This window comes from Mucilaginibacter puniceus (assembly GCF_054783175.1).
Window position 1 is genome coordinate 74,886 of the sequence record NZ_BAAGRB010000002.1, and the last position, 24,255, is coordinate 99,140.

General features: G+C 37.0%; 20 protein-coding genes and 1 tRNA gene. 9 read left to right on the forward strand and 12 right to left on the reverse strand.

Going from position 1 to position 24,255, the window contains the following annotated elements; genetic code table 11:
* Window positions 1-17: 17 nt before the first annotated feature.
* A complete protein-coding gene (locus tag ACYVJ6_RS07145; RefSeq protein WP_460693363.1) occupies window positions 18-1,049 on the reverse strand; it encodes a hypothetical protein in 1,032 nt (343 codons plus the stop codon).
* Window positions 1,050-1,298: 249 nt separating this feature from the next.
* On the opposite strand from ACYVJ6_RS07145, the gene ACYVJ6_RS07150 reads away from it, so the two are divergent.
* Window positions 1,299-1,372, forward strand: a tRNA-Pro gene (locus ACYVJ6_RS07150).
* 245 nt (window positions 1,373-1,617) lie between these two features.
* Here the strand turns inward: ACYVJ6_RS07150 and ACYVJ6_RS07155 are convergent.
* The 10 genes from ACYVJ6_RS07155 to ACYVJ6_RS07200 all read right to left on the reverse strand — a co-directional run bounded on the left by ACYVJ6_RS07155 (window position 1,618) and on the right by ACYVJ6_RS07200 (window position 13,377).
* On the reverse strand, window positions 1,618-2,448 hold the full coding sequence (locus ACYVJ6_RS07155) for a WecB/TagA/CpsF family glycosyltransferase (RefSeq protein WP_460693364.1): 831 nt from the start codon (window positions 2,446-2,448) through the stop codon (window positions 1,618-1,620).
* Window positions 2,449-2,576: 128 nt separating this feature from the next.
* Window positions 2,577-3,326 carry a ChbG/HpnK family deacetylase gene (locus ACYVJ6_RS07160; protein WP_460693365.1) on the reverse strand — a complete coding sequence of 250 codons (750 nt, stop codon included), beginning with the start codon at window positions 3,324-3,326 and terminating at the stop codon, window positions 2,577-2,579.
* Between the two features lie 58 nt (window positions 3,327-3,384).
* Complete coding sequence (locus ACYVJ6_RS07165) at window positions 3,385-5,001, reverse strand: glycosyl hydrolase family 28-related protein (protein ID WP_460693366.1); 1,617 nt, start codon at window positions 4,999-5,001, stop codon at window positions 3,385-3,387.
* Window positions 5,002-5,055: 54 nt separating this feature from the next.
* Complete coding sequence (locus ACYVJ6_RS07170; RefSeq protein ID WP_460693367.1) at window positions 5,056-6,162, reverse strand: glycosyltransferase family 4 protein; 1,107 nt, start codon at window positions 6,160-6,162, stop codon at window positions 5,056-5,058.
* A gap of 74 nt (window positions 6,163-6,236) precedes the next feature.
* Entirely contained in the window at window positions 6,237-7,109 is an 873-nt protein-coding gene (locus ACYVJ6_RS07175; protein WP_460693368.1) for a glycosyltransferase family 2 protein, read from the reverse strand.
* Between the two features lie 41 nt (window positions 7,110-7,150).
* On the reverse strand, window positions 7,151-8,374 hold the full coding sequence (locus ACYVJ6_RS07180; RefSeq protein ID WP_460693369.1) for a glycosyltransferase family 4 protein: 1,224 nt from the start codon (window positions 8,372-8,374) through the stop codon (window positions 7,151-7,153).
* A gap of 6 nt (window positions 8,375-8,380) precedes the next feature.
* Entirely contained in the window at window positions 8,381-9,610 is a 1,230-nt protein-coding gene (locus ACYVJ6_RS07185) for a hypothetical protein (RefSeq protein ID WP_460693370.1), read from the reverse strand.
* Window position 9,611: 1 nt separating this feature from the next.
* A complete protein-coding gene (locus ACYVJ6_RS07190) occupies window positions 9,612-10,238 on the reverse strand; it encodes a CatB-related O-acetyltransferase (protein ID WP_460693371.1) in 627 nt (208 codons plus the stop codon).
* An 84-nt stretch (window positions 10,239-10,322) separates the two neighbouring features.
* Window positions 10,323-12,608, reverse strand: a complete 2,286-nt coding sequence (locus ACYVJ6_RS07195; protein WP_460693372.1) for a GumC family protein — start codon at window positions 12,606-12,608, stop codon at window positions 10,323-10,325.
* 4 nt (window positions 12,609-12,612) lie between these two features.
* On the reverse strand, window positions 12,613-13,377 hold the full coding sequence (locus ACYVJ6_RS07200) for a polysaccharide biosynthesis/export family protein (RefSeq protein WP_460693373.1): 765 nt from the start codon (window positions 13,375-13,377) through the stop codon (window positions 12,613-12,615).
* Window positions 13,378-13,789: 412 nt separating this feature from the next.
* Here ACYVJ6_RS07200 and ACYVJ6_RS07205 point away from each other — a divergent pair, with 412 nt between their 5' ends.
* The 5 genes from ACYVJ6_RS07205 (at window position 13,790) to ACYVJ6_RS07225 (ending at window position 18,076) form a co-directional block, all read left to right on the forward strand.
* Window positions 13,790-13,918, forward strand: coding sequence for a hypothetical protein (locus tag ACYVJ6_RS07205; RefSeq protein ID WP_460693374.1), 129 nt, complete (start codon window positions 13,790-13,792; stop codon window positions 13,916-13,918).
* Between the two features lie 4 nt (window positions 13,919-13,922).
* Window positions 13,923-14,237, forward strand: a complete 315-nt coding sequence (locus ACYVJ6_RS07210; protein ID WP_460693375.1) for a hypothetical protein — start codon at window positions 13,923-13,925, stop codon at window positions 14,235-14,237.
* A gap of 308 nt (window positions 14,238-14,545) precedes the next feature.
* Window positions 14,546-15,520, forward strand: a complete 975-nt coding sequence (locus tag ACYVJ6_RS07215; RefSeq protein ID WP_460693376.1) for an RraA family protein — start codon at window positions 14,546-14,548, stop codon at window positions 15,518-15,520.
* 35 nt (window positions 15,521-15,555) lie between these two features.
* Entirely contained in the window at window positions 15,556-16,842 is a 1,287-nt protein-coding gene (locus ACYVJ6_RS07220; protein WP_460693377.1) for a mandelate racemase/muconate lactonizing enzyme family protein, read from the forward strand.
* 127 nt (window positions 16,843-16,969) lie between these two features.
* A complete protein-coding gene (locus tag ACYVJ6_RS07225; protein WP_460693378.1) occupies window positions 16,970-18,076 on the forward strand; it encodes a bile acid:sodium symporter family protein in 1,107 nt (368 codons plus the stop codon).
* Between the two features lie 58 nt (window positions 18,077-18,134).
* Here the strand turns inward: ACYVJ6_RS07225 and ACYVJ6_RS07230 are convergent, their stop codons facing one another.
* Window positions 18,135-18,593: an Lrp/AsnC family transcriptional regulator gene (locus tag ACYVJ6_RS07230; RefSeq protein ID WP_460693379.1), complete on the reverse strand. Its 459-nt coding sequence runs from the start codon at window positions 18,591-18,593 to the stop codon at window positions 18,135-18,137.
* A gap of 162 nt (window positions 18,594-18,755) precedes the next feature.
* Between ACYVJ6_RS07230 and gcvP the strand changes: the two genes are divergently transcribed.
* The 3 genes from gcvP (at window position 18,756) to ACYVJ6_RS07245 (ending at window position 24,242) form a co-directional block, all read left to right on the forward strand.
* Window positions 18,756-21,647 carry an aminomethyl-transferring glycine dehydrogenase gene (gene gcvP / locus ACYVJ6_RS07235; protein ID WP_460693380.1) on the forward strand — a complete coding sequence of 964 codons (2,892 nt, stop codon included), beginning with the start codon at window positions 18,756-18,758 and terminating at the stop codon, window positions 21,645-21,647.
* A 17-nt stretch (window positions 21,648-21,664) separates the two neighbouring features.
* Entirely contained in the window at window positions 21,665-22,744 is a 1,080-nt protein-coding gene (gene gcvT, locus ACYVJ6_RS07240; protein WP_460693381.1) for a glycine cleavage system aminomethyltransferase GcvT, read from the forward strand.
* 67 nt (window positions 22,745-22,811) lie between these two features.
* Window positions 22,812-24,242, forward strand: a complete 1,431-nt coding sequence (locus tag ACYVJ6_RS07245) for an L-serine ammonia-lyase (RefSeq protein ID WP_460693382.1) — start codon at window positions 22,812-22,814, stop codon at window positions 24,240-24,242.
* The last annotated feature ends 13 nt before the right edge of the window (window positions 24,243-24,255 follow it).

The following is a 24,255-nucleotide window of genomic DNA, read 5'->3' on the forward strand; positions in this document are numbered from 1 at the left end:
AAGGAATTAGGTTATATTTAATTGTTAGGGGTATTCTTTTTAGCCAGAGTGTATTTTCCCCAAAAATCGCTTGGGCTTGTTAACTCTGCAAAATCTATATTTCCGCCGCCGCGGTTTCCGCCGCCGCCACCGGCACCTCGTACACCACCGCCGCCGCCGCCGCCTCGTGCACCACCACCACCGCCGCCGCCAAATCCACCGGCTCCGCCGCCACCACCAGCACCACCGCCGCCAAATCCACCAGCACCGCCACCGCCACCAGGACCGCCAAATCCGCCTCCATCATTATTTCTGTTTTGGAAGTTTGGTATTTGCCTGCCATTAACTTTAACGTTATAGGCAAATTCTTTAGGTTTGTCTAATGACAATCCCAGTAGTTTAAGTGGGATTTGAGCTTCATAGGTATAATTGTTTTGAGCGTCATAAGTAATAGCTGTTTTTAAGCTATGCTCATTGTATATTGAGATCAAACTATCAGTAATATCTTTAAATCCCGCAACTCTTATTTCTTTGCTTGAAGTAACTAATTGTTTGCGTGTTGCTGCCTGCGCTGCCAGTGCTGCAGAGTCATTAGCATTATTACGTCCAAATCCACCGGCACCTCTATCAAATCCACCACCACCAAATCCACCGGCGCCACCACCAAACCCACCGGCGCCGCGTTGACCACGCTGTCCAGGTACTGGAGGAGCTACATATGGGAAGGTTACACTATAACCATCCTGCTCTTTTTTCTTATTGTCTGTATTAATAGTTAAGGTAATACCACCTGCAGCTATTTTCGTATTATTAGTAGGATCAATTGACTTTACAATTAAATAAAGATTTTTATCATCGTTAGATAAGGTATAATAAAGCTTGGTGGCTTTATTATATGCCTGGAAATTGTTGTTCCAATCTGTCAGATTGCCATCAATTTTTATTTTGTCTGGTGCTAAAAGGTTAGTAACCTGTATATTTTCAAATTTTTTATTTGCAAGATCATCCTGCGCAAACATCTTTGTGCAGTTTACAGAAAGCAAAATTGCCAGGGGTATTAGCTTTTTCATCGTTTGTATTTATAGGTTTTATAATTGACCATGAAGTTACATCTAAGTTTAATTAAAAAACCAATGTCATATAATTGTTGCTTAAATGTCATACACTTGTTGCAAAGATGCTACTTTAATAGTGCTTTTTTGCGCAAAGTTAATACAAAAATTTATTAGCTATAATTGAGGCGGTTAGTATTATTATCTAAACTTCTTTTTAAAAATATTTGCAGCAATAATTTTAAAGCTTACCTTTGCGAACCCTTTCGGGATGTAGCGTAGCCCGGTATCGCGCCACATTTGGGATGTGGAGGCCGCAGGTTCGAATCCTGCCATCCCGACGAAAGTCGGATTTTTAAATCATTAACCCTGTAAGTGTATAATTTACAGGGTTTTTTGTTTTTTATCCAAATTCTATGCTGACAGATATTTCTAAAATTATTATTTCAAAAAGTAAAAAATGCAGGTTGTAGGTATTAACCTTGAATATTAATTATGAAGGTTGTTAACCTTGTTTGTTGCCCGGCAAATAAAAAAGCCATTTCATTAAATGAAAACGGCTTCAAAAAAGGTAAAATCAAATTAATTAGGATTGTACTTTATATTTAGGAAATATATATTCAAACTTATGTGCTTTATTAATGATAATTTGTTTTTGTAAGACTAATTGTGTCATCATTTTCAACTTAAATATATCGCGTATAAAAGCAGGGCCGTAATAAAGGTATCTTTTAGCCATGCGTTTTGGGTTTTGTGCCAACCGAACCATCCACTCTAAACCCATATCTATCCAAAAATCGCCCGGTCGGTTTATAGTTCCTGCATAAAAGTCAAATACGGCGCCAATTGAGCAAATAATTTTGGCATCTAATTCATCCTTATATTTAGTAGCCCACTTTTCTTGTTTAGGTGCTGTCATTCCAATAAACAAAGCATCGGGATTGAAGCTATTAATGGTAGCTACAAAAGCCAGGCTTTCGCTTTGAGTAAAGGTATCTTTAAATGGGGGAGAGAGTGTTTTAACGGTTATGTTTGGATATTCTTTTGCTAACCGTTTTTCAATTAAACTCAAAGTATTCTCGGAAGATCCAAAATAAAATACACGGCCGCCGCTTGCATTTAATTTCTCTAAAATATGAACGTGGATATCTGCTCCGGCAATTTTTTTAACATTTTCATTACTCAAAACTTTCATTGCTGCTGTAACGCCTACGCCGTCAGGAAGTAATATATCTGAAGCCAATAACGCCGATTTGAATTCGTTATCATTCTCGGCTACCATGTATGAATATTGATTAATAGTATTTATTACAGTTTTCTTATTAAAACGTATCTCGTTAAGACTACCCTTGTAAATAGAGTAATCAATCATTTTAGCTGTTGAAGATTTTTGGGTTTTTAAAGTGGCAGCAAACATTATATTAACATTTGTTTATGAATAATGCAAATATCAATCCTAAGGCATCTTATACTTGTTTTAGTTACTTGTAATGAAGTGTATGTGGAAAATACACCACCGATTGGGGAAATAGAAACATAGCGATATTAGTATGTTTTTAATTTATAAACATCTTGCGATGCATAATTTATCCATTCGTTAAATCCTATTGCGTCAACACTATCAGTAAGGTTGCCTAATATATCAAACTGGGGGTGTACCATTAATTCGATATTTAGATCCTTATTTTTCGGAAAAACTTTTAAAAACTCTCCTAGGTTTTCAAATTTGGATGAATAGTTATGATTATTTAATTTGATCTTGCTATTGATATATAGCCTATACAGATATTTTACAGCATTTTGCTCATGTGATAATTGAGCCAAACGTAATTTGATATCATACTTTTTTGCAGCAGTTATAAAGAGGTCATAAAAGCATGGCAAGATATGTAAATGATAATGCGAATCAATATGAGTTATATTCAGATTTGCCGACAATGCCTTATCAACCTGTGCATATAATTCAGTGAGGAAAGCGTTCTTAACCTCTGTGTTTAAAGAATTAGAGTATTTTTTTGTTTTTTCCCAATCCCATTCACCATTGTGGTTTAAATATTCGGCATATTTAAAATTTGTAATAGGTTTACCTTCAGCAAAATTAATATGTACACCCAGGTTAATTATAACCTCGTTGTCTTTAACTAATTGTGCGGTTTCATCAAAGAAAGGCGTATTGGTTATTATAGATGAGCTATTGATATAGCCCTTTTTATAACAAAATAGAATAGCTTCATTAACAGATTTACTTAAACCTAAGTCATCCGCGTTTACAATTAACCCAGTCCTTATCGACATAAAAAATATTCCATAAAGCTATATAAAACTCTTATAAATTGAAAGATAAATCTATATGTTATTTAGTTATCACGTTACCGGAATTTTCCAATAAGTTAAACAGGCTTAAATCGTTTTTTACCCCACTAAATTTATTGTTTGTAAAGTATAGATTTAATTTATTGTTTGATGAATTACCTACAGCATATAAACTAGTAACCGCCGACTGAATGATGTTATTTTTTATGCTTGTATTATTAGTGGCTAAATAAAATGCATATTCTTCGGCTGTACTGCCCCTGGCTGTAGCTTCATACACAATATTGTTATTGGTAAAGGAAATACTATGTTTTACAGCATTAGGTGCTTTACGTGTATAAGCCACAAAAATAGAACGAGTTTTTGTAGTAGGGTCTGTAATGGATACATTATTATTGCTAACATCGGCATCAATTATAGCTGCATCACTATCAAACTTAACAGCCGATACTTTTGGATTCTTAAAAGTATTTGATTGCAATAGGGTATTTATATTATTACTGCCATAGTAGTTTACACCTAACTCGCAGTTAAATATTTGATTGTTTGTAATAGTTACCTTATTATTTGTATTGGCCTGGTTAATTGACGAGGTATCTGTATAATTTATAATGATACCTGTAGCCAACCCGCGGGTATCGTTTATTATATTTCCGTCAACAGTTTTGTTTGAGTTACCGCCTATCTCAATATAATACATCCATGCATCAGTTATCTGATTGTTTAATATTTGTGGTCGTGAGCCAACTGCCGATATACCCATAGCATCATCTCTTCGTAACGGATCTTGCCCGGTATGTGATATAATGTTGTTTTTAATAATTGTGCCGGATGTATTACCCCAATCCTCAATTCCCATGTTACCGGGATATTCAATAACGTTATCAGATACTATATTATCGGCACATACAGAGGTGTTATTTCCATGTGCATTTATAGCAATACCATGGGCGTTTTTAATGTAATTATTTTGTACCAGTGATCTGCTTGCTCCGGCTTCGGCATACTCAATACCTACGGTATATAGTTTGTTTCCTTTTATTACGGTATTTGTTGTTTCGCTACCGGTAAACCAAACTGCTTCTAAACCTTGTTTACCATAATTTAAATTGAAATTAAATGTATTGGACAATACATTTGTGCCCTTACTATTTGAAGCAAAAATGCAAGCGTTTGACCATTCTTTAAGAGTAAATGATTGCGACGACTTTTTGAAAATCAAGTTGAATATAAGGCAGTTATCAGCCTTGTCTAAATAAAAAAAGTGGCCATTTGTTAACAAAGCACCACTCATTTTGTTGCCTGCCATAATTGTTGCACCGGTAGCGCCGTATATTTTAACGTTTGAACGTAAGTTTAAAACCTTATTTATAATATATGTGCCTGCAGGCAATAAGATTTTTGTTTGGGTATTAATTAAATTTTGAAGCTTTTCTGTATCATCAGTAACACCATCGCCAACTACTCCAAACTTTTTTGCATTTGCTGCATCAGCAGGTACAACGGTATCTGCAATGCTAATTTCGCTTTGTGAATTGGCTTTTTCTAAAATTGTTGTGCTTGATAATGAATCAGAACTATCTGATGAAAACTTGCTACAAGCAACTAATGCAGTTAATAGAGCAAGACATATAAATAACGTATATCGCTTAAACATAATGGTATTAAGATAAGGTTTTAGAAATATAATAATTAGTTTACATATATCAAATTATAACTTGTCCCATCCGGTTGTATTATAATTTCCACTCCATAGTTTTATGAAAATGGAAGCTATAATACCCGGTTTTTTATTTTTTTTAGAATTTATTTTATCCATGGCATTTAAAAGTTCTTGCCCCATATTTTGATAATTCATAGTGTTTATAATTTTTAATGAATTATCAGACATTTCTTTTTTTGCACTAATATCTAATGCTATAAATTTTAACAAATTATCTGCAATCTCATTCACATTATCAGGGTTAAAGCTATAGCCGTTAATACCCTCTTGCAATAATGCCTGGCCCGCATTTATCTTATTACTTAATAAAACAGGCAAGCCTGCTGCCATAGCCTCGTTTACTACCAACCCCCAGCTTTCTGAATAGCTTGGTAATACAAAAGCATCAGCATTGTATAAATGTAGCGGCAGGTCACTATTACTTATCGCTCCTGAAAAAATAACTGATTTTAGATTTAATGATGATGCCAGTTGAGTAAGTTGGTCGTAAAGCGGGCCATTCCCAATGATATTGAGCTTGTAACCACTTCCACTATCCTCAACAATTTTCCAGGCTCGTAATAAGTTATCTATATTTTTAATAGGCACCAGCCTGGCAACACAAACAATGGTTTTATGATCAAGTGTTTTTTTATCTTCAAACCTAAACTGGTCATTGTCTATGCAGTTAAACCCATGAAATATTACCGTGTCAGAATCTAAATAGGGGTACTCAGAATCATAATCGGCAGATGGTAGCCATAAAGCATCTGCTTGCTTAATAAGTGTATCTTTAACAAACTGCACCACCATATTTCTTTTGATGTCTGATGGTTTACCATCATCAAACATTACAAACTTTTTTTTATGTTGTTTGGCCCAGCGTAAACCTATCGCGCCCGAAAAAAATACAATTGATCCGCCTATAACAACGTCCGGGTTGATCTCATTTAACTTATCAAATATTTTTTTGGTAATGGTGGTTTTGGACAGTTCTGAAAAGTTGTTATCCGGAAATAAGCATGACCACCAATTCTCCTTATTGTCATAAGGGTCAAAAGCATACGGCGATCCTTTACCAAATAACTCTACAGCAAAAAATTGAATGTTTTGCATGGCCAGGAATTGATGTAGATAGATTATACGCCTTTTCCAATATACTCTTAAATCATTATTTAATATTAAAATCTTCACTGTTTTTTACCCTTATAGAAATCAAAAATGGCGGGTAATAGCGTCTTGCCCCATAATTTTAATACCAACACAGGATACATGTAAGGAAAGTGCCTTTTAATATAAAGCAGGTATTCTTTATAGGCCAATCCTTTAGGACTATATAAATACGCTATTCTTTCTTTTAGCGAATGCTTACCCGATAGCCACGGTAATCCATGATCCCATTCACAAAAGCCGTAAAACCCCGGTGCAACCCAAACTTTTATTCCGGCTTCAATTGCGCGCATGGTATAATCGTAGTCTGCCACACCATGAGTAAAATCTTCTGCTAAAATACCTATAGCATTTACAGTGGCTTTATCAACCAACATAATGTTGGCATTGCCAAATTCACATTCCTTTAATTCTGTTTTATCGGGTATAACAATATAGCTGTCGCCGGTAATACGGCTCAAAAGTTTACGGCCGCCGTAGGTAATATCATCTTCAGTAAAACCGTGTACAGTGCCTACAATTATTGCAGGCGATTGGTTTAATTTGGTATATGCTTTTAACAGATTATGTATAGCGCCATCAAATAATTTTACATCATCGTTTAGCAATAAAAAAAAATCGTAATCTTTACTTTCATTGGCGTACTTCCATAAAGTACGCATACTGCCGGCCCAAAATAAACTGCCTGTACCATCAATAACTGTTACCGTAGGGAAATTTTGTCTTACAAAGTCGCCGGTCCCATCAGGCGATTTATCATCTAATAAGTAAACGTCAAGTATATAATTTTCAGGTATGATTTGTTGAAATAGGCTTGATAAAAAAGCGCTTGTTTTTTGCAGCCTGTTAAATGAACTTGCTAAAGCGGCAATTTTTAATTTCTTGGTCGTCATTATTTACAAGGGCCTATAAAATTCAATTAGAGTTTTAATAGTTAATTATAGTAAAATTTATTTACAATGTAGTCTATTTTAAGGTCCCATGTGTTTTGTTTAGCAAAATCATAGGCATTTTTGCTCATTTCTTGTCTTATGTTTTTTGAGGTAGTAAGCTTTATAATGGCGTCACTGATTTCCTTTAACGCATCAGTTGGTTGATCAACCGATGCCAATATGCTTGTGTTATGCGGTAAAAAGTTTTTACCACCATTCATGTTTAGCGTGATAATAGGCAGTCCATAAGCCAATGCCTCTAAATACTGAGCCGGGCAGGAGTCTCTTAAACTACAATAGATAAATACATCGGCATTATTATATTCTTGTTTTACGGTATCGTAGGGTAATGCCCCACAAATAGTAACAATATCTTCTACACCATTTTGAATAACTAATTCCCTTAATTGACTCATAAAAGGGCCGTCGCCAACAATTTTTAAATGTAACTGCTCCCTTATATTATGCGGAACTAATGCAAAGGCTTCTAATACCAATGCTATGCCCTTAAACGCCCACATACCACCAACCCATAAAAATTTAACTGAATTGTTGTTTTTTTCGGGCAGTGAAGATGGTATAAAATCAACAGGCAATGCAGAGTCCATAAATAAATGAACATTTTTTGCACCATTGGCTATAGCATAGTCTACAGTTTCGCTATTGGTAGCTAAAACCACATAGGCGTTTGATAGAGTAGGCCTGGTTAACGGATTTACCAACGAGAAAAATTTACCCACATTTGTTCTTAACCACTCGCGTTTCCACTCATTAAAAAAATATCTTTTAAATTGAGGCGGAGCATTGTGTCCACCGCCAACAGGGCCATAAATAAACCGGGTATTTTTAAGCTTATATAGCATCGATCCCATTTTTACGCTTCCCCAGGTAACATGTTGTACTACATCAAATGGCTTGGTTTTATGCAGATGTTTTGCTACCGTATATATTTTCCGCTGCCATAATAAGTAGGCAGTATACATGGTAGCTACATTCCAATAAAATGCTTTTTTCCAAAATGGAGTATGGTCAACATAATGAAAATGCAAGTTGGTTATGTTTTTTTCAATCAATGTTTTCTCAATAGCTGCCTTACCCAGGCTGGTGGTAATTACATGCACTTCAAATCCTTTTTTTGAAAGATAATAGGCCCAGTTCCAACCGTTTCCGGATTCAGATCCTTTGTTGGGCTCACATACAAATGCTGAAAGTAATACGTTTAGCATTGAAAATTAATTAAGCTCCAATTCTTCATAAACGCGGTCATCGTAAACCATGTCTTCTTCATTTATATAATAATTTACAAATAAAAATATCAGGGCAATAGGCAATATCAATATAGGTTCGCCAAAACTTAAGGTAAGTATTACTAATACGCTATATATAGTAAGCTCGGCATTTTTGGCGAATAAATTAAAAAATTTTCCAAAATTATAAAGTAGATATGATAACCCCATTACACCAAATTTGGCGCAAAAATCTATAATGCCGTTTGAAATATTTACGTTTTTTAATATAGTAACCGTATCCTGGTAAGGGTTGGAAACTCCCCAGAGCAAGTGAATACCAAATAGATCCCATAAATATACCGCACTCGAAAACCTATTCAAAGGTAATTCACCGCCTACATCTAAATAATATTCGCTCAAAAACTGAATATTATCTATATCATTCATATCGTGTACATACATTTTAGATATCTTGTCAAACAAGAAGGGGAGGTTAAATGCTAATGCCACCATCATTGGGCCCCCAATAAATATTATTTTAGAAAATTTACCACCGTTTGCCCTATAATACATTAACATAACTATTAATAGGGCCAAATATGAGGTGGTTGATAATGTGGTAATAATAGCCGCTACAAACCAAATGCTTTTTTTATCAATAACAAACCTGTTTTGCGCCAGGTTAATCATTAGCGCTATGTTTAAGAAGCAGCCGTAGGCACCGGGCTCCCAAACAAATCCGCAGTTACGGTCCCAGTGTCCCAGTACGTAAGTAAATATATAAATGTTTGAATAATGATTAATGTCTTGTGCAAGCGGTAAACTTCTTCCTATAGTGTACAACACGTTACCTGCAACAAGTTGAAAAAAGTACAATGGTATTGATATTACTGCGCCCCAATAGATAACTTTTACTAAGTATATCATAGATTCTTCTTTGAGCAACGCACAGTACAGAAAACATACAAACATGTATTTTACCAAAAACAACACATCGGTTAACAAGTATCTTAAGGGTAAATCATTTAAAAAGTAATACCTGAAAACCATTAATGATAAAAACACTAATGAAAAAGTTCCTATAACCCTAAGATCGTAGTAAGTGAAGCGTTTATAGTGTAAACCTATCCCGATATAAAGAAAAAGTATTACAAACCAGCTTGCATTTGAAGTGTACAAAAAAGATCCTTTTGATGCTAACAATAAAAAAATAATGGTAATGACATTATTCATGTTACCCGGCTTGAGTAGTTTTTAAAAACTCATTTATATTGTTAAATAAATGGCTTTGTTGTTTTAACCTGTCGATATCCCATTGCCACCATTTGATAGAATTTAATTTTTTTATCTCTTCTTCTGTAAACCTATAACGTATAATTTTTGCCGGAACACCTCCAACGATAGCATAAGGAGGAACATCTTTGGTAACCACTGCACCAGCAGCTATTATAGCACCGTTGCCAATATGCAAACCGTCTGTAAAAATAACATTGCTACCTACCCATACGTCATTACCTATTGATAATACATATTTCCTGTCAGGATCGATGTAAGTTAGTTCTTCAAAGGTGTTTTTTTCTGTAAATGAAAATCCACAAACCTTGCTGGTTGAAAAAAATGCAGGATGAGTAGATACAAATATTTGGGTTGGATGTGTACCTATACCCATTTGCACGTTATTGCCTATTGAACAAAAACGACCTATTTTAGTCATTCTGATAATGCAATTATCAGATACATAGGTGCCTAACCCCAGGCTGGTGTATGAAATTTCTGTATTTTTACCAATCGCGTTCCAACCCTCAAAATAATGATTTGTATTTAAGGTTACCAGCCTATCAAATTTTACATGCTTTTTCATGTAAAGCAATTTGTAATAAAGTAATTTAAGCCAATCCCTCATAGTTGTCAGGCACTAATATGTGAATGAATGTTTATTGAAAATTTACTTTATTTCTGCCTTATTTAATATAACACTCATCTTAGGCATATATTTATCCAAATATATCTTTTTCATAAATGGCAAATGAGCTTTTGAAGAATAGTCATAACAAACAACATATAAAGTAACATCGCACAAAGCGCTTAAAATGGTGGCATCATTTACTAAATGCATTGGCGAAGCTTTGATCAAAATATGGTCATACCGCAATTTAAGCCATGTTATCAAAGCTTCTAATTTGGGCTGCTCCAATAGTTCTGAATAATTATCAACAAATACACCACTCTGTATCACATCCAGATCTGGCGATATAGTAGTAGGGATTATTATATCCTGCATTTGCGCCTGGTGTCTTAAATAGCCGGTAATACCCGGGTTATTTGCATATACTCCCAATATTTCCGGCGAATGTGGTTTATACAGGTCCATTTCAATAACAATGGTTTTCTTTTCGGCACTCGCTAATGCTGTTGCTAAATTCGTGGTTATAAATGTTTTGCCCTCATTGCTAATGGTTGAGGTTATTAAAGTTACATGTCCCTTACTGTTTCCGGTAGCGCCGTGCAGATGATACAATTCATTACGTAACGCCCTAAATTGTTCAATAATTCTAATGGTGTTTTTCTTTTTAGCAGATAAGAACACTAATGGTATTTTTTTCTTTATCCTGCTTATTTGTGCTATAACAGGTATCCCCAAATCTTCAATGTCCACTGTCGAGGTAATTTTATTACGTATTATATATAGCATAATGGCAAATACCCCTGGCAAAATTAAACCAATCATTAATGCGCCTGCATAGGCTATCATTCTTGAAGTACCTTTTAATGGTGTTGAATAAGCTCTGTCAACAATGGTAGCGCTTGATAGTGTTGTTGATGCAGTAAGAGATAATTCTTCCTGTTTTTGTAATAAAAAGTTATATAAATTTTCTTTGACGGTTTGTTGGCGCCTTAAAGCATTAAGGGCTCGTTCTTCGCCGGGCAGGCTTTGTATGGCAGCTGTATATCGTGCATCAAGTGATTGCAAACTTTGTTTTTGCGCTTGTAAAGAAGCTTTAATATTTCTTATATTCTCCCTTATCGAAGCTCTGGCCGCTTCAATTTGAGCATTAAGAGGGTCAAATACAGGATTTTTTTCAGGAGTTGTTTTTAACATCCTTGCCTTCTCTTGTTGCAGGTCGGTATATTTTTGGATGAGATAAATCAAACCGGGATCTTGAATACCTATGCTTGACGGGTTTCGCGATAGTTGGGAAGATGAGTTAACATAATTTTCAACTTCGCCTACTACATTTAATTGTACGTTTACCTGGTTTAAGGCATTGGCATTGTTTTGTTGGTTTTGCCTGTATATTTGAGCCTGGGCATTAATATCTGTGATGTTCCTTTTGCTTCTAAAATTTTCATAGGTGTTTTCAGCTTCATCCAACTCTTTTCGCAAAGAGTCTAAGCGTTTGTCAATAAAAATTAAGGTATTTCTGGTATTTAAATTTTTCTCAATGTTTTTTGCCCTGTTATAAAAATATATCAATACATCCAGGTAGTCCTGCCCACGCTGATAGGTTTTGTCATTAACCGAAAGTTCAACTGTTGATGCCAGCTTGAATTTTTGTTTTACTTCAAGTGCGTCCAAAATGTAAGTAGTACTTAAGTTCGGATCTACTACGTCAACATTTATTGTCGAGCCTATATATTTGGATATATAGGCAGTAGGGCTTATTTTAAATTTACCAATTTCAGTATTTATGGTATCCGCAAATGAAAATTCCTTTTGCTTATCTTTAAATTTAATAATATAGGTGTTGTTATCTTCGATGACAACTTCAAAATTTTGGTTATCTATTCCCTCTTTAAGATTGATAGAATGAAATTTTATAGGTGATTTATCATATAATGGATCGGTTACAGGTACAGTTTTAAGCGTATATGTTACGCTCAACTGCAAACTGTCAATAGCTAAACGAGTTAAAGTGCGTGATTTTAAAAACTCAATTTCATCCTCAACATTTACAGCGATGGTATTGGATATATTAATGTCCTGGTTTGTTTTAGGGTCGTTTGCTTTATTATTGGCATTACCCTGCAATACAACTGTTGCCTTTATTTGATAATTGGGCTTTATTCTTTTTAAAAATAGCGTAGCTAATACAAAACAGAGTATTACACTAACTATTGTATAGGGCCAATAACTTAGGTAAGAAACAATTATTGCTCTTAAATTTATTACTTCGTCCTTTTTAGAAACCTTGCGTGGGGGCACAGGTCCTCTTATCGTTTCTGCAGCCATAAATTTATTTACGATTTAGAAATAGAGCAGATACAATTAAACTTAAAACAGACAATGCAGATAATGCTAAAGTTGCTGTACGGTAACCTTTAGTATCCACCTGATCTGTTTTTTTACTGCTTGGTTCAACTACCAAAATGTCGTTGTTTTTTAAATAAAAATAGGGTAGGTCAAAAAGTTTCTTTGTTGTTAGATCAACCGGGTACACATGTTTTGCACCATTTTCTTCACGATAAAGCAATACATTTTCCCGTTTTGCAGTAATGTTTAAATCGCCCGCAAGTGCCAATGCCTGTAATATGTTTATTTTTTCGTTTTGTATAGTGTATTCGTTGGGACGCGCTACATCACCTAATACATATATTTTTAAATTAATTATCCTTACATCAACATTTAAACCGCCAATAAGAGGGCTTAGCGCTGCAGTAAGTTTAGCCTTAACTTCTTCGGTGCTCAGATCAGCTACCTGTACTGTGTTTATAAGTGGTAACTTGATTTCGCCCGCCGAATTAACCTTGTAACCATATAAGGGGCTCGAAGGTATATCAGTAAATAAAGTAAGGGATGCCATGCTCTCTTTGTTTCCCGATACATTAATCCCTAATAAATCGCCCGGCTGAATTTTTAGCGGTGCGTAATTATTTATTAATGAATTGGTTGTTTTTGTTTTGTCCAAATCCTGGAAATATGGAACCTTATTGTACTCGCTGCATGATGCCAAAAAAAGAAGAAAGAAAATTGATAGGATTTTTAACAGGCGGGTCTTCATTATAATATTAAAAATATACAACAACGTCCTAAGTTAAAATATAATAGGCAGGTATGGTTAAGTAAGATATCAACAATGGCTTTATGTGGGTTTTTTTCAATGCCTGGCTTAGGTAAAATCATCATAAGCAGAGCTTTAGTATTGTGTAAAAATTATAATTTAAATAAATTTTAAAATTATCTAATAATCAAATATTTATGCTATATTGTAAAAAGCAAAAAATGGTATTTTCAAAAAAATATATGACTAAAAATTATATATTTTATTTAAAAAATTTAGGCTGTAAAATTGTTAAAAACCCATTACCATTTAGTAATTAACTGCAATAACAGCTTTGAAAAAATAGCTAAAAAGAAGGCTTATCAATTGCTGACTTTTTTTGCAAAATTTTAACAATAAAAAAATCAAATTTATGAGTAAAGACAAACCCGGAAGAGACAAGAAGAAATTACCAAACCCGGTTGGTAAAGGTGCGCCTTCTGATTATCAGTCGGGGAAAAAATCGGTATCGAAAATTGATGTCATTCCTAAAAAGAAATAACAATATGAAAAACGAAACAATTGAATACAAGGCCATGACTTATGTATATGATTTGAATAATTGTGCTATTGAATATGGATTCAAAGGTGATGAGGGGTGGGAGTTGAGCCTGGTAACCGCATTAGAAAAAACAGCGCTTGAAAAAAAGTATTACCCAACAGTTACGGTTAAAGCCCTGCCCGAAACTTTATTAAAGTTAGTAAGGCTGGTTAAGAATAAGCTTATTGATGCGAAATATGATATAGAAAGAAAATTTGATACTGCTGATAATGTCAGTATGCAATACCTGGTAGCTTTTAACCCTAAAAGAGCCAGGTAATCGACACGATATTGAAACACCGGTTTTAACAGACCGGTGTTTTTTTTGTTTCAAATAATTTGCGTAGTTGGACACAACAAAAAATGGTCAAACATACTTATTGAAAATTGATAAAATATTGTAAATGAGATATTTAAATTATATAAATAGTTATATTTGGTTATGTTTAGCGTAGTCTAAATTTGTAATAATTTTGATACTGTTAAAAATAACAGGTGATTTTGTGGGTATATAAGATGTTTTGTTGCTTAATTTGAAAAGTGTTACTAAATTTAGTGACTTAACCAATTAACACCGAAACATAATTTATGAAATTATATTATTCCGTTGGATTATTTATGCTTGCTTGTTTAGGCATGACGCCATTGTATAGCAGTGCCCAGCAGCAATTCTCAAAAGAAGAGCTTATCTATTTAACCCCGGAATGGAAGGGCGAACGTTTTCCTGATGGAAGGCCAAAAGTACCGGATGATATTATCGCACGTATGAAAGATGTGAGTATTGAGGAGGCCTGGGCCACTATGGGTACCCGCAGTTACGGTTATCAACTGGCAGAAGATTGGCCTATTATCATCAATCCTGATAGTGTACTGGTTGGACGTGCTTTTACAACTACATTTATGCCTTATCGTGGTGATGTATGGAAAGCAATAGAAGATCGTGGTAAAAAGGCTGGCCTTAAAGGACAAAACGTTTGGGGAGTAGAGCAATTGCAAAAAGGCGATGTATACGTGGCAGATCAATTTGGCATACACAAAAATGGCCCAACAATTGGCGACCGTGTAGCTGCTGACATTTATAGAAAAACAGGTACCGGTATAGTATATGACGGAGCCGTTAGAGATTTGGAAGGCCTAAAAGAATTTGGTGGTTTTACTTCATATATAACAAGTTATTCGCCAACATTTCACAATGGTAATGGCGATATGAACACCATGATCATGAGTGTAAACGGACCTACACGTATCCGCCAGGTTACGGTTATGCCGGGTGATGTTGTTTTAGGTAAACAAGGAGTGGTTATATTTATACCTCCACATCTGGCTGAAAGAGTAGTAACTTCATCTGAAAGAACACGTTTGGAAGATATGTTTGCTCATATCCGTACCGCTGAAGGTAAATATACTTCCGGACAAATGGACGCGGGTTGGACAGCTGCTATTAACGCGGATTATCTTGAATGGTTAAAGGCTGCAGCTAAAGACAAGAAAATGAAACTTCCTGTTGCTAAAAAACAAGTTGATGAAATAATTGCAGCTCGTAGTATTAACGGTGTACACTAAATAATAACAAATTACTCATATATAAAATAAATATCATGTCAACAAAACAAAACAGGCGTTCGTTTTTAACTAAAGCAGGAATAGGTGCCACTGCGTTAGCTGCTACGCCATTGATCCAAACTTTTGGAAACGGCTTAGAGGATGCAAAAGAAAGAACCTCAATGATGTCAGCACCAGCTGACCTTAGAGTAACAGCAGTTAAAGTTGCTTATACCAGGCAAGGTGGTATGTTTGTTAAATTAGAAACCAACCAGGGCATTACAGCTTGGGGCGAATCTGTAGATGCCAGCGCTGGTAGCTATTACTTGCTAAAACGTATGGCTGGCAGTGTAATGAGAGGAAGTCCTTTAAAGCCAAATGTGATTTTCGAACAAATCCGTAAAGGTGGCGTTTTTGGTGGTGCGCAGGCAGGTACTTTTGTTGCTACCTTAACCGCTCTTGAATGTGCTTTATGGGATCTGACCGGTAAAGCATTGGGTTTACCAATACACCAGTTATTAGGCGGTAAATTTCGTGATAGGGTACGTGTTTATTGCGATACTGAGTTTTATGCAGTAGGCCAGAAAACGCCTGAATCTTTTGCTAAAGCTGCACAAGATGTAGTTGATCGTGGTTATACTGCTATGAAATTTGACCTTGACGAAGCCGGTGACCCAAATAAATGGGATCGTACTAACTGGACTGCCAGCCAAATGGAAATTGATAGAATGGTTAACTCAATAGCTGCCGCCAGGAAACAAGTAGGAAATAAAGTTGACATTGCCTGCGATATGCACGGTCGTTATGATGCGCCTACGGCCCGTAAAGCTGCTAAAGCGTTAGAGCCTTTTAACCTGATGTGGTTAGAAGAACCTATTCCTGCAGATAATCCTGAAATATACAAAACCATCACCAGCGAAACCAGCACTCCAATTTGCTGTGGTGAAAACGTTTACCTTACTTATGGTTTTAGCCGTTTGCTTTCAGAAACAATGGTTGATATCATCATGCCCGACTTGCAAAAATGCGGTGGTTTAGGCGAAGGTCAGCGTATTGCTAACATGGCTGCTACTTATTATACACCATTCTCTCCGCACATGGTAGGTACCATGGTTGGCGCTATGGCTTCTGCACACGTTTGTGCTGCGGTACCTAATTTCCACATTTTAGAGTGGCAAACAAAAAGCGACACCGAACAAGCGTGGAAAGATATGGTTATCTATGACAAACCATTTATTGAAAAAGGTTTCATGACCGTATCTGATAAACCGGGTATTGGTGTTGATGTTAACCAAGAAGGAATGAAAAGATATGCTGTAGCTGGCGTACCTTTCTTTGAATAATAATTAGTTTTAAAAAAGCCGGGTTGATAATTCAACCCGGCTTTTCTATTTATTAAAGATGTTGTATAATTGCAGCATTTATAAACCAATTGCTTCTGTAAACAGCAGCTTAACTAAACTAAATTAAATGAATATTTATAAATCAGCATTGATACTAGCAGGGGTGTGTTTAGTTGCATCGCTCATAATGTTATTAGGTGGGAACTATGAAATAGGAAGCCCGCTATTAATTGCCTTCTTTGTGGCTTTATCAATTGGGTTTCGTGGTAACCCGGTACTTAAAGGTTTTGCATTTACCCTGATAATTTTTGCTGTAGTGGTATTGGCACTGCAATACCCCGCCTCTTTTATTGAAGTTAATGGCTTTAAATTTTCAAAATTAATTACCCCCCTAATCCAAATTATCATGTTTGGTATGGGTACCGAAATGAGCCTAAGGGATTTTGCCGGAGTAATTAAAACCCCCAAAGCCGTTGTTATTGGTTTAGTGGGCCACTTTACCGTAATGCCGATTTTAGGCTTTTCATTAGCTACGCTATTTAATTTCCCGCCAGAAATTGCTGCAGGTGTAATACTAATAGGTAGCATGCCTTGTGGTTTGGCTTCAAATGTAATGTCATATTTAGCAAATGCTAATTTGGCGTTATCTGTTACTTTAACAGCTGTTGCTACTGTAGTAGCGCCTTTTATAACTCCGTTTTGGATGAAAACGTTAGGAGGACATTTTATTGAAGTTGATGCCGGAAAAATGATGCTGGATATTGTTGAAGTGGTAATTGTGCCAATAGCAGCCGGCTTATTGTTTAATAAATTCATGAAAGGTAAAGCAGAATGGTTAGATAAAGCTATGCCAATACTGTCAATGTTTGGTATTGCATGTGTTATTTTAATTATTGTTGCAGCCGGCCGTGATAACCTGATAATAATTGGCCCGGCATTAATTATCTGCGCGTTTTTACATAACTCTGGTGGATTTTTATTTGGCTATTGGACCGGACGTTTATTTGGCTTGCCTGAGCGCGATTGCCGTACCATTGCTATTGAAGTGGGTATGCAAAATGGTGGTTTGGCAGCAAGCTTGGCCACCAAAATGGGCAAAGCAGGTACTATTGGTTTAGCAGCTGCAGTATTCTCACCTATAATGAATATTACAGGTTCAATACTGGCTTCTTACTGGCACCGTAAACCACCTAAGGATACAGAAATGAAAGATGAAATTGTAGTTCCAACCTAAAAAAGTTGAAACTGATACAAACAGGGGTAAAGGAGCGATCTTTTACCCCTGTTTTTTTTTAAATATTGTAAGCGTAGGTATGCTTAATCTCTTTTAAAACAAAGGCGCTGTTTACGGTACCAATGTTATTGATCTTTGATAATTTATAACGGATAAAATCGTGGTATTCGTCAATACTGCTAACGTTTATTTTTAGTAAAAAATCAATCTGTCCGGCAATGTGATAACATTCCTGCACCTCTTCTAATTTGAGAATTTCTTCTTCAAACCTATCAATATATTCTTCATGGTAACGCATAGATACCTGGCAAAAGCTGGTAAACGGCTTATTGATCATGTACTTATCTAATACCGCTACGTATTGTTTTATATAACCTGAGTTTTCAAGTTGTTTAATGCGCTCATATACAGGAGATATGGTCAAATTAAGTTTAGATGCTAATTCTTTGGTAGTGATCTTAGCATTCTTTTGTAGTTCGCGCAAAATAGCCTTGTCAGTATCATCAATTGTATCCATGGTGGTAATTTTTTCTTGTAAACAGGAATAAATGGTTCAGATTTAGATTTTTTTTATAGTAATAAGGCTTCCAAAAGGAATATTTGCTAATATAACTATCTATGGTAAATAAAAAATGGCTAATGTTTAAATTTGCAGGGAATACGTTTAAATCCCTTCTCAATGAATTTGAATACAGATTACCAGGAACTTTTTGAAAAAAGGCACATTGCGCCAAATGATGCAGCAACTGCAGAAATGTTGAATGCTGTGGGTGTAAACACACTTGATGAATTGATCGATCAGACAGTTCCATCACAAATACGTTTGAAACAGCCTCTGCAGTTACCTGCAGCAAAAAGTGAATTTGATTACCTGGCTAACCTGAAACAAACCGCAAGTAAAAACAAGGTATATAAAAGCTATATCGGCCAGGGTTATTATGATGTAATAGTTCCGGGAGTTATCCAAAGAAATATATTAGAAAACCCAGGATGGTATACCCAGTACACCCCATACCAGGCTGAAATAGCCCAAGGGCGTTTACAAGCGCTGCTAAACTTCCAAACCATGGTTATTGATTTAACCGGGATGGAGATTGCTAATGCTTCGTTATTGGATGAGGGTACTGCAGCAGCCGAGGCCATGTTTATGCAGTACAGCTTGCGTAAAAACCAGGATGCTAAAGTGTTTTTCGTATCACAGGATGTATTTCCACAAACTATAGATATTTTAAAAACACGTGCGCAGCCTTACGGAATTGATTTACTGATAGGCGATCATCAAACTGTTGAAATAAGCGAAGGCATGTTTGGTGCTATTGTACAATACCCTGCAGGCAGTGGCGAGGTTTATGATTATAAAGAGTTTGCCAATAAATTGCATGATAAAGGTGTTAAGCTAACTGTAGCTGCCGATATTATGAGCTTATTGCTATTAACCCCTCCGGGCGAATGGGGCGCGGATATAGTTGTGGGTTCAACACAGCGTTTTGGTGTACCAATGGGTTTTGGCGGGCCGCACGCCGCCTTCTTTGCTACCAAGGAAGAATACAAACGCTCCATGCCGGGTCGCATAATTGGGGTAACTATTGATAGTGCCGGTAATTATGCTTTGCGCATGGCATTACAAACCCGCGAGCAGCACATCCGCAGGGATAAAGCTACTTCAAACATTTGTACTGCGCAGGCTTTATTGGCTATTATGGCCGGGATGTATGCTGTATATCATGGACCGGATGGGTTAAAAAAAATAGCAGAAAGAATACACGGTTTAGCTGTGCTATTAGATAATTCATTACGCCAATTAGGATACGAGCAAACTAACAAAGGCTATTTTGATACCTTAAGGTTTGAAACCGGAGACTTAACCGGTCCAATAAACGGTGAAGCAATTAACAATGAAATGAACCTGAATTATTCAGGTTCGGCTATTACTATTTCTATTGATGAGACAACTTCTTCGGAAGACATCAAAACCATGGTACGCTTTTTTGCTAAGGTAAAAGGCAAAACCATCAATGATGTTAATTTTGAGGAGTTAAAAGCTAACCTGCAAACTACTATACCTGCAGGTAAACAACGTACATCGGCTTACTTAACACATAGCATATTTAATTCGCATCATTCAGAACATGAAATGCTGCGTTATATAAAATCGCTGGAAGCAAAAGATCTTTCGCTTTGCCATTCCATGATCGCTTTAGGTTCGTGTACCATGAAACTAAACGCTACTACCGAAATGATACCTGTAACCTGGGCCGAATTTAGCCGAATGCATCCATTTGCCCCGGTTGACCAAACAGGCGGTTATATGCAATTATTTGCCGAGTTGAATGACTGGCTATCAGAAATTACAGGCTTTGCAGCCATGAGTTTACAGCCAAACGCTGGCGCACAAGGCGAGTATGCGGGCTTAATGGTTATTCGTGCTTATCATTTAGATAGGGGTGATGATCATCGTAATATCGCTTTAATACCCTCATCGGCACATGGTACTAACCCGGCATCGGCAGCTATGGCCGGTATGAAAATCATTGTAGTAAAATGCGATGACAACGGTAACATTGATGTAAATGACCTGAAAGAAAAAGCAGAGCAATACAAAGATGAACTATCATGCCTGATGGTGACCTATCCGTCAACGCATGGTGTGTTTGAAGAATCTATTATTGAAATATGCGAGATCATACATGCAAATGGTGGCCAGGTTTATATGGATGGCGCTAATATGAACGCGCAGGTAGGATTAACCAGCCCGGCTAATATTGGAGCCGATGTTTGCCACTTAAACCTGCATAAAACATTTTGTATACCGCACGGTGGTGGCGGGCCTGGTATGGGCCCAATCGGTGTGGCTAAACATTTGGTGCCGTATCTTCCGGGCCATGCTGTTGTTGATATTGATAAAGGTAAATCTATCCCGGCTGTATCAGCAGCGCCATGGGGATCTGCATCTATATTAATTATATCTCATGCTTATATCGCCATGATGGGTGCCGATGGTTTAACCAATGCCACTCGTTATGCGATATTGAATGCAAATTATATCAAAACACGCTTGGAGAAACATTACCCGGTACTATACACAGGTACTAACGGACGTTGTGCGCACGAAATGATATTAGACTGCCGCTCATTTAAAAACTTCGGTATAGAGGTGGTAGATATTGCCAAACGCCTGATGGATTATGGTTTCCACGCACCAACGGTATCATTCCCGGTTGCAGGCACGGTAATGGTTGAACCAACCGAATCAGAGCCAAAACATGAGTTAGATCGTTTTTGTGATGCGATGATCTCCATTCGTCACGAAATTGAGGATGTGGAAAAAGGATTATCTAATAAATTAGATAACCCGCTTAAAAATGCGCCGCATACTGCAGCAGTTATAACCGCTAATGATTGGGCACATCCATACACCCGCCAAAAAGCAGCGTTTCCATTACATTATGTAACCAGTAACAAGTTCTGGCCATCAGTAGGTAGGGTGAATGATACCTATGGCGACCGTACGTTGATATGCAGCTGCCCGCCAATTGAAGAGTACGCGTTTGAAGAAAGCGTTATAGAATAATTGCCAAATCATTACAAATGAAGACTACAGCATTAACAGATAAACATATAGCACTGGGTGCAAAAATGGTTCCTTTTGCCGGGTATAATATGCCCGTACAATACGCCGGTATAAATGCCGAGCATGAGACAGTACGAAAAGGCGTTGGCGTTTTTGATGTTAGCCACATGGGCGAGTTTATCCTTAAAGGCGAAAACGCGCTGGCGTTGATACAAAAAGTGACCAGTAACGATGCTTCAAAATTGGTGGATGGTAAAGTGCAATACTCTTGCCTGCCTAATGAGGATGGCGGGATTGTTGATGACTTGTTGGTTTACCGGATAGACGAAAAAACCTATATGCTGGTGGTTAACGCCTCAAACATTGAAAAGGACTGGAACTGGATAGCTAAATACAATGACCTGGGCGTAGATATGAAAGATATATCAGACCGCACCACTTTATTGGCCATACAGGGCCCTAAAGCGGCCGAAGCTTTACAAAAATTAACCGAGGTAGACTTAGGTTCCATGGAGTACTATTCTTTTAAAAAGGGCAAATTTGCAGGCGTGGATAATGTATTAATATCAGCTACAGGTTATACAGGAGCGGGCGGTTTCGAGATATATTTTGATAATGCTCATGCAGATGCCATATGGGATGCCGTATTTAAAGCAGGAGCAGAGTTTGATATCAAACCCATTGGTTTAGGCGCACGTGATACCCTGCGTTTAGAAAAAGGTTTCTGTTTATATGGTAATGATATTGATGACACTACATCGCCATTAGAAGCCGGTTTAGGTTGGATCACTAAATTTAGTAAAGAGTTTACCAATTCGGCAGCGTTACAGCAACAAAAGCAGAACGGTGTTACCCGTAAACTGGTAGGTATCGAAATGATAGATCGTGGTATACCGCGTCATGATTATGAAATAACTGATGCCAGCGGAAATATTATAGGTAAGGTAACATCAGGTACGCAATCACCATCTTTACAAAAAGCAATTGGGATGGGTTATGTTAAAACCGAGTTTGCAAAAGACGGCACAGAGATATTTATCAAGATTAGGGATAACCAGGTTAAGGCCAAAGTAGTTAAACCTCCATTTACCGCTTAATTAAGCGTATCTTGTATATGTCATTGCTCTGTGCAATGACTATGATTATTATTAGCTGAGTTTAGAAATGGAAAAAGAGCAGCTATCCGCATTTGATATGTTTAAAATAGGCATTGGGCCGTCAAGTTCACATACACTTGGCCCCTGGCGTGCCGCGCAGCAATTTATCCAATCGCTTGACAGTGCTCAATCATTAAATACAGTAGCCGGAATTAAAGTTTTGTTATACGGTTCATTAGCCAAAACCGGACATGGACACGGCACTGATATTGCCATACAATTGGGATTAAGTGGTCATGACCCGGTTACCATGGATGTAAGCAGCGTCAATACCGAAATTCAAAACATACTTGTAAAAAATGAAATTGTATTGGGTGGCAACAAGGCGATTGCTTTTTCACCTGTAGAGGATATTCTTTTTCTTTCGGGCGAGAGCTTGCCTGCTCACCCCAATGCAGTAACTTTCCAGGCGTTTTTAAATAACGGAACCGCTTTTTCAGAAACCTATTATTCTATAGGTGGTGGCTTTGTGTTAAAGGAAGGTGAGCAAAAGCAATTAACTACCAAGCAGGTTGATCTGCCTTTTCCTATACAAAATGCAGCGGCATTACTGCATTGGTGTTTAACCACGGGGCTAAAAATATCTGAAGTGGTATTTGAAAACGAACTGGCCTGGAGAAATGAGGGAGAAATAAAGAGTGGTATGCTTAATATATTCCGGGTAATGAAGGAATGTATGTATAAAGGCTACCATACCAAAGGCATGCTGCCGGGGGGACTAAACGTAACCCGCCGGGCATCAGTTTTAAACAGGAAACTATTGAATAACTACCAGGAAACTAATTATGATGATTGGTTGATAGCTATTCGTAACACAGGTAATGGTTTCCAATATATACTGGATTGGGTAAGTTGCTTTGCCCTGGCTGTTAATGAAGAAAATGCTTCATTTGGCCGTGTGGTAACTGCACCAACTAATGGTGCTGCCGGGGTAATACCTGCGGTATTGCAATACTACATTACCTTTTGTGATGGTTATACTGATGATCAAATCATCCAGTTTTTATTAACCGCATCAGAGATTGGCTGTATATTTAAAAAAGGGGCTACCATATCCGCAGCTATGGGCGGCTGCCAGGCGGAGATCGGCGTATCATCAGCCATGGCTGCCGCAGCACTTACCGAATGTATGGGCGGCTCACAGCGCCAGGTAATGATGGCGGCAGAGATTGCCATGGAGCATCATTTGGGCATGACCTGCGACCCGATAGGTGGCTTAGTACAGGTGCCTTGTATTGAACGGAATACCATGGGAGCTATTAAAGCCATTACCGCATCGCAATTGGCCCTGCAAAGTAACCCTGATAATGCCAAAGTAAGTTTAGATGCGGTAGTTAAAACCATGTGGCTTACCGCGTTGGATATGAACTCCAAATACAAAGAAACTTCTGATGGGGGCCTGGCGGTAAATGTGCCGATAAGCTTGCCGGAATGTTAGTCATTGGTCAGTT